Raw genomic sequence first — 12,745 nt, 5'->3', positions numbered from 1 at the left:
AATAGTATATAAATGTAATTTTTGTTCTGGGCACTCAACGTCGGTGTCGGCAGATACATAAGGGTGGTGTTATGGGGTATACAGTGTCTGTGATTATTCCGAGTTATAACTGTGTGACATATTTGCCAAAAGCGATAAATAGTATTTTTGACCAAGACCGAAGCGATGTCGAAATCATTATTGTCAATGATAATAGCAGTGATGAGACCGCTCAATACCTGGAATCTTTAACTCAGCAGGAAGCTTGCGTTAAGGTTATTACCACTTCGGGGCTGGGTGCGTCGGGTGCGCGTAATACCGCGATAGAGCAAGCCGAGGGTGCGTATATTGCATTTTTAGATGCTGATGATTATTGGTATCCCGGCAAACTCTCGGCGCAGTTAGCATTGCATGAGGCGAATCCGACTGTGGCGATGTCATTTACTAATTATGACCATATGAACGAACAGTACCAGTACATTGTCGATTGTTTCGGTTATTGGAATCAATTTACCGATGTGACGTCGCCTAGCCATTATATCAAACAACCCTTAGCTCAGGTGTTGGCTCATAATGTGGTAGGTACATCAACCGTGATGGTCAAAGCATCTGTGTTTGAGACTGTGGGCTTGTTTGATGTGAATATGAGTTATTGCGAAGATTGGCAGTTGTGGCTGAAAATTTGTGAGCACTTTGAAGTGGCAGTCTTAACCAAAAGTTATACTGGTTATCTTATGCGTAACGGTTCTATTACCCAGACTAATAGTAAGCGTTTACAACACTTGGAGTGTATTGAACAGATAATTAGCGATTATAAGCAGCGTGAGATTGGATTAAGCAAGCATACGTTTACGTTGGCTGAAGCCAAATTAAAAGAAGGGTATGCCGACTATTATCGTACGCAGAAGAAATTTATGCGTGCGCTGCGTTATGAGGGTTATGCTTTTTTACTTAACCCTCAAATTCGTCGTATTAAAAATGGCTTAGGCGATATAAAAAAAATAATTTTAAGCCCGAGTGCCTAACCGGAAGTCGATACCGCGGTATCATCACCAGTGCGTACATTACAGCCTTTTAGAACCAGTTGGCTGATGAGACGCGCCGCATCATCATAATCACTGGCTGCCAGTGATGATTTCCCCATCACGGCATTAATCTGCCAGCTAAAGTCGGCATAAGTTTGGGTCGAAGACCAGATCATGAATAACAAATGGTGTGGTGATACGTCATCCATCTGACCCGCGTCAATCCACTGCGTAAACTTATCCAGTAAAAAGGTACTTTGATTCATTAAACGCTGACGTATTTCAGGTGATAATAATGGCGAACCACGCATGATCTCATTGGCAAATACTTTCGATGCATAAGGATAATCTCGAGAAATGATTAACTTGGTTTTGATGTATTCGGTTAAGGCGATAGCGGGGTTATCGATGGTTTCAATCGGATGGGTTGCGCTGAGTAATGGTTCAATGATCGTTTCCAATACAGCGGAGTATAGCGTCTCTTTATTACCAAAATAATAATAGACATTGGCCTTAGGTACACCGGCAAGTTTCGCGATATCAATGGTTTTTGTTGCTGCGTAACCTTCACTGGCAAACACTTGACTGGCAGCCTTTAAAATCTTTGCTTCGTTTTTCTTCCGTATGGTAGACATACTTATATTCATCCCTTCGCAGTTACTTCTATAAAGTTATAGACATTAATGAAAGCCACATGAAAACTTGACCCTAGAGTTAGTTATTTGTTTAATGGTCTTAGCACGGAAACTCAAGCTTCGCACGAGTTTGAGTTTTATGTGTACTTATTTGGCAAGGGTACTTTTATTCCTTTCAACCGTTTGCCTAGCAACCGCTATTTGAATATTTGATATCAAAGAAGTAAGTATACTTTATCCTGAAATTCCCAGCTAGGTTGGTGATGTGTTCAGGCGTAATAATGTCATTAATGATTACGACTGGAATCGCGTTTACTACTCCTTTTTGTACCTAAAATTTAGGATTAAAAGTATAGTTGTTAATGATATGATCGTATTTTACATGTAAATCTTGAAGTTGTAGTAGTAAATTATGATTTTTTAAGCTGAGTTGCTGTTGTTCGTGATTGAGCTTGGCCACGGCTGATTGACAATAATAGCTTGTGAGGGCATTTATGGCATCGCGTGTACAGGCGCATCATGGGCATTCGCTTGGCTAACGACTATCCCTATTCCTAATTTAAGCCATAGCCCGAACCGAAACTGGGTAGATAACATGCGTCCATTCAACATTTAATTGCCTTAAATCATCAGCCTATATGGTATTAATACTAGCGTATTTTTTGCTGGTCGCTGGTGGTAATCACTGATTTTATAATGCGTTATGTGGTGATTAAGGCTGTCGCATCCCACTGTTGGCTAAAGTTGATAAACGCGGATATTAATTCACTTTTGTATTTCTGTTTATGCATAATTATTTTGTATTGTCGTTCTAATTTGTTATCTAGTTGCAATATTCGCACACGATCATTGGCCAAGGCATGTGTTGCACTGAATTTAGAGACGCAGGCCAGACCTAATCCAGCGGCGACAAAGTTAAGTTGTGCTTCGATCGAGTTTAGCTCGTAGGCCAGCTGCCATTGTGAAACCGAGGGGGCAATGTGGCTTTCAAAGAAAGCCCGACTTCCTGAACCTGGCTCGCGTAATACCCAAGTATTGTCGCTTAAGTCAGGCAGCGTTAAGCTGGTATTTTTCAGCAATGGGTGATGTGAGGCGACAATAATGCACATTTCATCTTTTAGCCAAGGGATTGTTTCAATGTCACTGTGCTTCGCATCACCTTCGATAAGCCCGATATCCAGTCGGTAACTTAATATCATATCAGCAATATTTGCGCTGTTGCTGATATGCAGTGTTTGTTGGGTATGTGCTGTCATTTGAATGAATTGAGCAAGCAGCCAAGGACATAACTGGTTACCTATGGTTTCACTGGCACCAATGGCAAGCTCACCAATGAGTTGACCTGATTGTTGGAATAAGGTGTCAATGCTGGCTGCGCGTTGCAGTAATTCATCAGCGATAGGTAATAAACGTTGACCGTAAGGGTTTAGATGTAAGCGGTTATTGGTACGATCAAATAATTGTTGCCCCAACTGATTCTCAAGTTCGCCTAGCGCCATGCTTATCGCGGCTTTGGTTAGAAATAATGTTTTTGCTGCGTGGGTAATACTTTGTTGCTGGCTGACGGCAACAAAAACACGTAATTGCTTTAAAGATAGATTCATACTTGTTCAACTTTTCTTAACTTAATGTTGAAAATATACAGATTATTTAACTAAAAGCTAGGCATATAATAGCGGCATCAACAAGCTATGTACCTTGAGCATAAAATGCAGATTGTAGTATTAGCATAAAGAACGGGTCGGTTATTGGGTTTATTTGCAGGTTATATAGTGATAAAATACTATTATTGAAACGGTCACCTTTCTTGAGTTCGTTATAATGCTTATAGAGCAAGATATTACTGATATTGTTGTTGGTACTTACATTGAAAAAATAACTGTTCAAACCGGCAGTTTCAGGCTTACACACGCAGAATCGGTGAAAAATGAGATTGTACTTAATAAACTGATTGAATTAGGCATTAAACGGGTATTAGTTGATACCGAAAAATTTGATGCGAAAATGGCGGCGGATGCTTTACGTGTTGATACACTTGAACGTAAACGTAATTTCAGTGTGAAGATGACGCAAGCTAAAGCGCTTATCTCAACGTCTAAAGAAATCCAGAAGAGAATGTTTCAGCACATTGAAGCAGGAATGGAAATAGACCTTCTGTCAGTTAAAACGCTCACTAGTGAATTAATTGAGACCATATTTACCAATTCTGACGCGTTAATGTGCGCGGTTAATATCCGTAATAAAGATGAGTATTTGTTAGAGCATTCATTTGCGGTATCTATGTTAATGGCGTTATTTTGTCGTTATTTAAGGATTAACAAAGCGGATACCGAAGAGCTCGCTATTGGTGCTTTTTTGCATGATATCGGCAAGATACGCACACCGGACCATATCCTGCATAAGCCGGGTAAATTGACCGCTGATGAGTTTGATATTATGAAACTACATGTCAATCACTCTATCGATATTATTAAATCAATTCCGGGTATTTCGAAAGCCAGCTTAGATGTTGCCGCTTTTCATCATGAAAAATTAAATGGTGAAGGTTATCCGTTCGGTTTAACAGGGCAGAAAATATCTCGCTATGGCAGAATGCTGTCTATCTGTGATATCTATGATGCACTAACGGCCAACCGCTGTTATAAGGAAGGTTTGACCCAGTTAAAATCCTTCTCTATTCTGCTAAGTCTTGCTCACGACGGACAATTAGATTTGGACTTAGTCCATGCCTTTATTAAATGCATGGGCGTGTATCCGGTTGGTTCACTGGTTAAATTAAATTCTAATCGTTTAGCGATTGTTGAAAGTTATAATAAAACTGATCCTACTCGTCCTAAAGTGCACTCGTTTTATAGTTTAGACAAGCTAGATTTTGAAAATTTGAATCAGATTGATCTGTCGATGGTAGATGATGGTATTGCTGAGTCGGTCAGAGCGGATGATTTTAACTTAGACATGGCAGAGATCATGCGTTTCTTAGTCAGTGAAGCGTAACGATTAGTAAAGCGTAATAACCAGCAATACTCAAGCATTGCTGGTTACCCTCTCATTTTATCATCTAATTTATAACATCCGTATTGTTAAGACTTCCCCTGTAGCAATAATCATGTTGTAGCATGCCCGCAGTTTATAACGCGCGGCATGTACTACCATTGCTGCAAAACCACTGACAACCGCTGCGGCGGCTATGTCGAATGGAAAGTGCACGCCTATATATACCCGAGATAAGCCCCCGATAACGGCTAATATCGTCAATCCTAATGCGACTGTTCTTGTTGCTTGATGGCACAGTAAACTAAAGGCGATACAAAACATAAATGTAGTGTGATCAGAGGGAAAAGATGTACTTGGTGTATGAGTGACAAGCGTCGTGCCTAAATCGTTCATAAATGGGCGCGGGTGAAAATAAACTTGTGCAATCAGCGAATTGATTGTGATACCAACAAGGGATGTTAATGTCGCGCCAATCAGGTAACGTTTTGTTTGTTGCTTACTGCGAAACCATGCGGCGATAACCAATACGATAAAGAGGTAAGGCATTGCTTCAGCAAAAAACATGAACATGTAGTCGAAGTATTGATTTTGTCCAGCAAACTGATTGATGGTCGAAAAGAGGTGATTGTTTAATTGTTCCATTAACGCAACTTATTATGATTTTATCTAGCGTTAGGACAAGTTTGGAGGGTTTTTGTTCCATTGATCTTGTTAAAACGCTACCCCGCAATGTTGTGGGTAGCGTTTATCGTTTTATACGGACCGTTAAGCGTTTAAATTTTCGCGCCTTGGTTGATCTAATTGACGACGGTTGTTCGTTCATCATCGGTCATTTTGGTGATATCACGTTATCACTATTTTGCGTTATAAATCGTGATATCTAATTCGTTTTCTGATTTCGCAATGATCACAGATGCGGCGATGTCACCAGAGATATTCACTGTGGTACGTGCCATATCAAGAATACGGTCGATACCGGCAATCAGTGCTACACCTTCAACAGGCAGACCAACCGTAGTAAGCACTAACGTTAGCATAATCAACCCCGCCCCTGGAACGCCTGCAGTACCAATTGACGCCAATGTCGCTGTCAAGATGATTGTGATGTATTCAGGCATGCCTAAATCAATCCCAAATGCTTGCGCGACGAATAATGTCGTTACACCCTGGTAAAGCGCGGTGCCGTCCATATTAATGGTTGTGCCTAGTGGCAATACAAAGCTTGATACACCTTTCGATACACCAAGGTTCTCACGTGCACATTTCATTGATACTGGTAACGTACCTGCACTTGATGTGGTGGTGAAAGCAACAACTTGTGCATCAACAATGCCGCGGAAATATTGTATTGGACTTAGTTTTGCAATAAATAGAATTAATGCGCTATAAACACCTAACACATGCAAGATGCTACCAAGGTAAACCGCACCTATTACTTTAACGAGTGGTAATAGCAGTGCTAAACCAAATTTACCTGCCACCCATGCCATTAACGCAAATACACCGTACGGTGCGAGTTTCATCACGAGATCGGTTAGCTTGTACATTGCTTCTGCCAGGCTTTCGAACAGTGCTATAGCTGGTTTTCCTTTTTCACCAATCAGTGTGAGTGAGACGCCAAGGGCAACAGCAAAGACAATAATTTGGAGGATATGACCCTGAGCAAGCGCACTTACTGGGTTAGTGGGTACTAACGCAACGATTGTATCTACGAGTGATGATGTTTCTTTTACTACTTCAACTTGTTGAGCAACAAGTCCTAAACCCGCGCCAGGCTGTAGCACATGACCTAATACTAAGCCGATGGTGATCGCCACCGCGGTTGAAATAAGATAAAACATAACGGCTTTAAAACCAATGCGGCCCATTTTATTGGTGTCTTGCATTGACGTAATACCAACAATAATGGAACAGAAAACCAGCGGTACAATTAACATTTTAATGGTGTTAACAAAGAATGAACCGATTGGTTTTAGGACAACAGCATCTTCACCAAAAATGAGACCAACGGTAATACCAAGGATCATACCGATAACAATTTTTTGCCAAAGCGGTAAATTAAACCATAATTTTTGGCCTAAAGTGGGTGTATCTACTGATTCAGTATTACTCAAAATTGACGTCCTCTGCTTTCTGTGTCGTATTGTGTAGCATAACAGGGTGCTAATTTAGCATCCGTTAGCCTCGCTAAAAGAGGTCAGTCTATCGGTCAAACATGAAATGTAAAGCCATACATACTTTATATTGATAAATCCTTAGTTATATTGACTATGATATGTTTTTTAATCGGTTATTCTGTCGATTAAATGAACTTTGTGTAACTAAAGAGAGATACTGTTGATGATTCTGTTATTACTGTGCAATTATGTCATTACTTTTTTAACGTCATCGATAAGTGCTTTATAACCATCAGCAATTAACATTATTATCGTATCTTTTGAATTTGGTTTCAGTGCTTTTTGTTTAATGTAAACAACTAAGGTAACGCCAACAAAGAAAGAAATAAGCATAATAGAGAGAGCCTTATAGAGAGTGTGGATTAAAGATATCGATAATAACATAATCTGACAGCCGTAAAATACTCGAGTTGTCCTGTAAACATTATAAAGGAATATATAAATTCTTAATCACCAAGACAGCCAAAAAGTGTACTTTGTGCTGCTTACTCTCTTTATACTAGCTATGTTCATCGTATATTTACAGTTAAGTGCAGTGGTAAGCTCAAATCGGGCAACTCATACTGTGCCTTCAGGCCAGACTATTGTGTTAGGTCATTCCCGTTGGAATGACCTTGTTAATCAAACAATAACAGTAGACATTACTAAATAGGTATTTTATGCTGATTTTATCTATTTTTCGCATGTCTAAATGTTATGACTACATTATCTTCTTGGTTTCTTGTTACACGTCCGAAAACACTGTTGGTGGCATTAGCAGTTATTTTTCTTGGACAAACACTGGCTTGGGTCGACTCGCCAGTTAAGTTCAGTTTTTATATCGCCGTATTGTGCATGGTTTGTTGTATGGCTCTACAAATTGCGGTGAATCTTTCTAATGATTATTTTGATGGTAAAAGTGGTGTCGATGGTGAAGATCGATTAGGCCCCGATCGTGCATTACAGAAAGGGCTGATATCTGCAGCGCATTTACGCTTTGGCATTATAGCAATGTGTTTACTTGCTATTGTCAGTGGCAGTTATCTTATCTACGTCGGTGGTTGGCCTTACGTCGTGTTAGGCATATTATCGCTGGTTGGCGTGTATATTTATAGTGGTGGTCCACGGCCATTAGCGTCACATGGGCTTGGCGAAGTGGCTGTTTTTCTTTATTTCGGTTGGTTGGCTGTGGTCGGCAGTTATTATTTACAAACCCAAGTGCTGACGTTTGATGTCTTTATTCCGGCTAGTCAGGTCGGTTTTGTCGTTGTGGCGATCATGTTGGTGAATAACATTCGTGATGTAGTGTCTGATTGTCGAGCTCAAAAATTTACGTTAGCGACGCGCTTGGGCGTGAAAGCAAGTAAGCACCTTTATTGTTTCACTGTGTTATTGCCATCGGTGTTGCTTGTTATTGATCGCTATCAAGGGTTGCTAATGCTGTTGTTATTGCCCGTTCAGTTGGCTTTGTGTATTGCGATATACCAACGTGATGGTAAACAATTAAACGCACAGCTAGCACAAACTTCGATGCTGGTATTACTGTGGAGCGCATTATATTCAGTAGCTTTAATAGTGCGTTGATCTTGAATTGAAGAGCTTGGCAGTACGGTTCATTACTGCACTGCAGCGTGAATTTAGTGAAAAATACCGAGTAGTTTTCATTTCAACTTATCGTATATCTGATGGTGCTTAATAACGGGTTTTTTGTACGCGAGTCGGCATTGCTGAGGTATTTTCATATAACTCAAAAACACGTTTAAAATCGAGTTCTAACTCAGTTGCGTAGACATCGTCATTAACTGGGTAGGTTTGTACTACACGTGCACCACGGATAGTACCGGATACCGATGCCTCCATTGTTTCGCCTTGCAGTGTTCGCGATCTGTAACTGGTATCACTGTAAATTTTTTGGCCACTTACTTGCTCTGCTAATTCTCGATAAGCATCTAATTTAGATGCGCGCATGGCATTAAGCATACGTTCACTGTCACTATTGCCTGGCTGAGAACTTAAAGCCGCATAGCCAATCGCTTTAAGTACCGGGAATGTTTTTGGTTGTTTAATATCATAAACCGTGTTTTTTTCTAATAATTCACAGCCCGTTAAGTTAACCAAGGTTGCAAGCATAAGTAAACGCAGATATTTCATTGATAAACCTTAATTAGTAATACGAACTGAAGGTGCTGAACCCGTTCGGTAGATATAACGACCACGGCCTTCGAGTGGCCCCATACTATTTGCACCACCAATAACGAGATGGTTAGGAATAATGCCTTGCGCGGTTGACTCAACAAAACCTGATTCCATATTAATCACCCGTATATTTACTATTACGCCTTCACTGTTACGTGACATGGTGCCAGTAAGGATACGTGATATCGGTAATTGACCGCGTAATTTTTTCCAATCACGGGTGAATACAAAGTCCCCTTGGCCAGTAACACTGATCGTGCCTGTGGTTTTATAATCAATAACCGGAATACGACGAATGGTTAATTCGTGAATAAAAGATTCAGATAAGGTCTGACCGAGCCAATTGGTTGTCGATAGATCGTCAAGATTGACGAAAGACGTGATGGCAATCGGTTCATTATTAGGAATAATAGACAAATCATTGACGATCAGTTGATCCGCTAAACCACGCACGATAAAACTTAATTCTTGAGTATAGTTTATCGGTTGGTTTGGTAATAAACTTCTAGGGTATTTTGGTTCATAAGAATTACCATCCCAAGATGAATGAGGCGGTGTTTCCTTCTCCACATTCGTCGAGCTTGGTGGTTGCTTTAATGCGCAACCTGTGAGTAAGGTAATTAAGCTGATAGCTATGACTGCCTTTTTCATATTACTTCCTTGAGTGCTTTAATTATTGTCGTTAAACCGTTATTTACTGTTGGTTGAAATGTCACGGCGGTAAGGGTAGGTGTAAGGACTTCTAAATATATTATTATACTGTTCTTTAGTAAGCATACTTTGTGCCATACCTGTATTACGGCCATTTGGCTGATAGATAGGTTGAACAATAATTTGTTTAATAACGATAGGTTGCACGGTGGTATTTGCACCAGTCAATAAAACGTGATTAGGCTCTTTAATCACAGTACAGGCTGAAGTCAACACAACCGCTAATAACGGTAGTAAAAAACGCTTCATATTTGTTCCTAAATTTGCGCTATGCGTGATGATAGAGATACATAATTAAATGCGTGATTAATAGATAAACATAAGCAAGTTGCTTGCCAGAATATCATTGTTGCATAAGTTTTATGATGATAACGCTTTTATACATTAAATTAATCTAGATACGGTTTTATATTCATAAAAATTTGATCTGGTACAAATGTTGCTTTTAAAATAGACATATTCAAAATTCATATGCGATTAAAAATGAAAAATCTGCTACTACTATTGCTAATTTGTTGTTCGTTCACCCTACATGCTGAATGGTATGAGGTTGAGGGTGAGGCGATTATTATTGACGGTGACGTTGATATTGCTCGAGAGTTAGCGGTACGCAATGCATTGAAACAAGCACTATTATATGCAGGCGCATCGGTTTCTAGCTTACAATCTTTTAACGGCGGTAGGATATTGTCTGATAGTTTTCAGATTCGTATGGATGGTGAGGTGAGGGATATCCGATTAAAAAGTGAATCGATTAAATTAGATAAAATCAGGGTGCAAATTGTAACGGATATCGTTGCAGACCGTAATAAATGCTTAAGTGCGGGTTATCAAAAATCAGTGTCGTTATTACGTTTTGGTATCAGGCACCGTGAACAAGCCAGTTATGGGGGTATCTACAATATTAACGAATCTTTTAGTCGTTTGCTGTACCAAAGTCTGCGTAAAAATAGTCAAACTTTTGATGCTCGTGAATTTATTAATCAAAACATCGGTTTTAGCGGCAGTTCTTTGCCGCTGCGAGGCAGTTTAACTGGACAAGAAGTTAAGCAAATCAGCAAGTCAGCAGATAGTCAGTATATTATTTTGGGCACAATTACAGACTTATCGACATTTAAACCTGTTATTCATGGTGTCGCGAAAATATTCTCGGATGATTTGCCTGAGCGTAATTTCCGCTTGAATATACAAGTTTTTGATGGTTTTAATGGTGGGTTATTATTTGATCGTAACTACAGCAAAGTCAGTAAGTGGGAATTTGCGAAGCACCGCATTGTGGATACGGATACGTTAAAATTTTGGCGCTCTGAGTTTGGTCAATCTCTGCAGTTAATTATTGACGATGTATTATTTGATTTAGATGCCAGTTTGCAATGTAAATTGGTCGAAGCGCGTGTTATTGCTGTGGATGGTAATGAAGTGGACATTAATATAGGCCGTAATAATGGTCTAAAACTAGGTGATAAATTTATGATCAAGCATACAGGCAGTTATGTTGATCAGTTTGGTATTAGCCGTAAAAAAGAGACTTATAGTAGTAGCGAAGTTGAAGTAACGAAACTTTACGATCAGCAAGCGAGTTTGAAGACCACGGATAGGCAACCAACGGCCAATGTGCAAATAGATGATTTAGTCATTTTAAACTAACAAATGTCGCGATCCAGTGGTTTCCCTGAACTAGCTTGCGTATTGTTGATGTTTTGGTTGATGGTCGATGTTGTGAGCTAGCTTCATATTGAAATGAATGTTTTGCGGTCAAGCTAGTGTTTTCAGGATGTTTTCGACGCTACTGGATTGTTTTTTTGAATAATACTATTATCGTTTTAGATTCGGTTAATTGCTTGGTATAGGTTGTTGTTTAAACACAGGGAGTTGTGAATATGTGGCTGTTGATTACTGCTATTGTCGTTTTAGTTATTTTGTTGTTGATACGAAATCTATATGGTGAAGATCTTCGCCAATATGATAGTGCTGATTTAAGTGCTACCTTTTACCGTCCGACCCCTTCGTATAAATACCCTCAAGCACTGGAACTTATTGAAAGTATAAAGGAACCAATTAGTTTTATTAAACCGAGTAAGTATCTCTATGCATTGCGTAAAAATATTGATCGTTTAGGTGATGTTGAATTAGATTGCGAGATCATCCCAGTCGCAACAAGCTTTTTGGATCATCGCATTATGGGCGAGTGGGTGATAAGTAAAAATAGTGATGTAAATAAGCGTTTACTTTATATTCATGGTGGTGGTTTTGCGGTTGGCAGTCCCAAGAGCCACCGCGTAGTGACAGAGCGTCTGGCCCGTGAACTCGGTGTCGCTGTCTTTGCGGTGAGTTATGACATGATCCCAGATGGTAAACGAGTGAAGGGCATTCAAGATTGCCGCTATGCGTATCAATGGTTACTGGCTAATAACCTATATAACCAGCAAGTAAGTCATCGAATTTATGTTGCCGGTGATTCTGCTGGTGGCAACTTAACCCTTGCGCTGATTGGTTGGCTCAAGCTGCAAGATATTCGTCAAGTCGACGCTGCAATTGCGATATGCCCTTGTATTGATAGTACCTTTAGTTATGGCAGTTTGAGTTATAACGCTAAAACTGATTTCTTGTTGCATCCGTTTCTGGGTAAATTTCACCATTTCCCTCAGTTTGTTATACTTATTTGGATCGCTATACTTTTCCGTATGAATCCCCGTGACCCACAAGTATCACCGATTTTCGCCAATTTATCTGGTTTACCTCCCATTTTGATCCAGGCCAGTGATACCGAAATGATGGTTGATGATTCTCGTCGTTATACCAATAAAGCTCGCTCGCAAGGTTCTAATGTACGCTTGCAAATATGGTCGAACATGTTGCATGTTTGGCATTTATTTGATTTAGAAGAGGCTGATGAGGCATACATTGAAATTGGTAAGTTTGTAGCGCAATGTGAATATGAACGAGAAAAAGTGGCTAGTTAGCAGCCTATCTGTGCCTGTGATGTTATGGTTTTATAACGACTGGTATGTTATTTTATGCATACTTTCACTGAGTTATAAGGGAGTGG

The 12,745-nt window shown here is 39.8% G+C and carries 13 protein-coding genes; 5 read left to right on the top strand and 8 right to left on the bottom strand.

The annotated features are described in order from the left end of the window. The first annotated feature begins 71 nt into the window (after positions 1 to 71). Positions 72 to 1,004, top strand: a complete 933-nt coding sequence (locus MORIYA_RS08000; RefSeq protein ID WP_112714205.1) for a glycosyltransferase family 2 protein — start codon at positions 72 to 74, stop codon at positions 1,002 to 1,004. On the opposite strand, the gene MORIYA_RS07995 is transcribed toward MORIYA_RS08000, so the two are convergent. Then, the gene (locus MORIYA_RS07995; RefSeq protein ID WP_112714203.1) at positions 1,001 to 1,639 is read right to left on the bottom strand and encodes a TetR/AcrR family transcriptional regulator; all 639 of its coding nucleotides are present in this window, start codon (positions 1,637 to 1,639) and stop codon (positions 1,001 to 1,003) included. The two genes, MORIYA_RS08000 and MORIYA_RS07995, sit on opposite strands and share 4 nt — an antisense overlap. A 701-nt stretch (positions 1,640 to 2,340) precedes the next feature. Then, positions 2,341 to 3,243: a LysR substrate-binding domain-containing protein gene (locus MORIYA_RS07990; RefSeq protein ID WP_112714201.1), complete on the bottom strand. Its 903-nt coding sequence runs from the start codon at positions 3,241 to 3,243 to the stop codon at positions 2,341 to 2,343. Positions 3,244 to 3,460: 217 nt separating this feature from the next. Here MORIYA_RS07990 and MORIYA_RS07985 point away from each other — a divergent pair, with 217 nt between their 5' ends. After that, entirely contained in the window at positions 3,461 to 4,633 is a 1,173-nt protein-coding gene (locus MORIYA_RS07985) for an HD-GYP domain-containing protein (protein WP_112714199.1), read from the top strand. 69 nt (positions 4,634 to 4,702) lie between these two features. Here the strand turns inward: MORIYA_RS07985 and MORIYA_RS07980 are convergent, their stop codons facing one another. The 3 genes from MORIYA_RS07980 to MORIYA_RS20905 form a co-directional block, all read right to left on the bottom strand. Next, complete coding sequence (locus MORIYA_RS07980) at positions 4,703 to 5,275, bottom strand: undecaprenyl-diphosphatase (protein WP_112714197.1); 573 nt, start codon at positions 5,273 to 5,275, stop codon at positions 4,703 to 4,705. A gap of 212 nt (positions 5,276 to 5,487) precedes the next feature. After that, positions 5,488 to 6,747 (bottom strand): dicarboxylate/amino acid:cation symporter, encoded by a 1,260-nt coding sequence (locus MORIYA_RS07975; protein ID WP_112714195.1) that lies wholly within the window; start codon positions 6,745 to 6,747, stop codon positions 5,488 to 5,490. Between the two features lie 249 nt (positions 6,748 to 6,996). Next, entirely contained in the window at positions 6,997 to 7,143 is a 147-nt protein-coding gene (locus MORIYA_RS20905; protein WP_174216910.1) for a hypothetical protein, read from the bottom strand. Between the two features lie 363 nt (positions 7,144 to 7,506). On the opposite strand from MORIYA_RS20905, the gene menA reads away from it, so the two are divergent. Continuing rightward, complete coding sequence (gene menA / locus MORIYA_RS07970) at positions 7,507 to 8,373, top strand: 1,4-dihydroxy-2-naphthoate octaprenyltransferase (protein ID WP_112714193.1); 867 nt, start codon at positions 7,507 to 7,509, stop codon at positions 8,371 to 8,373. Between the two features lie 108 nt (positions 8,374 to 8,481). Here the strand turns inward: menA and MORIYA_RS07965 are convergent, their stop codons facing one another. The 3 genes from MORIYA_RS07965 to MORIYA_RS07955 are packed head-to-tail and all read right to left on the bottom strand — an operon-like array spanning position 8,482 to position 9,945. Beyond that, on the bottom strand, positions 8,482 to 8,940 hold the full coding sequence (locus MORIYA_RS07965; RefSeq protein ID WP_112714191.1) for an LPP20 family lipoprotein: 459 nt from the start codon (positions 8,938 to 8,940) through the stop codon (positions 8,482 to 8,484). Between the two features lie 9 nt (positions 8,941 to 8,949). Next, on the bottom strand, positions 8,950 to 9,636 hold the full coding sequence (locus MORIYA_RS07960) for a FlgO family outer membrane protein (protein WP_112714189.1): 687 nt from the start codon (positions 9,634 to 9,636) through the stop codon (positions 8,950 to 8,952). A gap of 39 nt (positions 9,637 to 9,675) precedes the next feature. Further along, positions 9,676 to 9,945 carry a hypothetical protein gene (locus tag MORIYA_RS07955; RefSeq protein WP_112714187.1) on the bottom strand — a complete coding sequence of 90 codons (270 nt, stop codon included), beginning with the start codon at positions 9,943 to 9,945 and terminating at the stop codon, positions 9,676 to 9,678. Positions 9,946 to 10,179: 234 nt separating this feature from the next. On the opposite strand from MORIYA_RS07955, the gene MORIYA_RS07950 reads away from it, so the two are divergent. Together MORIYA_RS07950 and MORIYA_RS07945 are read left to right on the top strand one after the other, a co-directional pair. Continuing rightward, on the top strand, positions 10,180 to 11,343 hold the full coding sequence (locus MORIYA_RS07950) for a flagella assembly protein FlgT (RefSeq protein ID WP_112714185.1): 1,164 nt from the start codon (positions 10,180 to 10,182) through the stop codon (positions 11,341 to 11,343). 233 nt (positions 11,344 to 11,576) lie between these two features. Beyond that, a complete protein-coding gene (locus MORIYA_RS07945; protein WP_112714183.1) occupies positions 11,577 to 12,659 on the top strand; it encodes an alpha/beta hydrolase in 1,083 nt (360 codons plus the stop codon). The last annotated feature ends 86 nt before the right edge of the window (positions 12,660 to 12,745 follow it).

It is taken from the genome of Moritella yayanosii (genome assembly GCF_900465055.1).
GTDB classification, from domain to species: Bacteria; Pseudomonadota; Gammaproteobacteria; order Enterobacterales; family Moritellaceae; genus Moritella; species Moritella yayanosii.
This window is presented reverse-complemented; position numbering and strand designations above follow the sequence as displayed.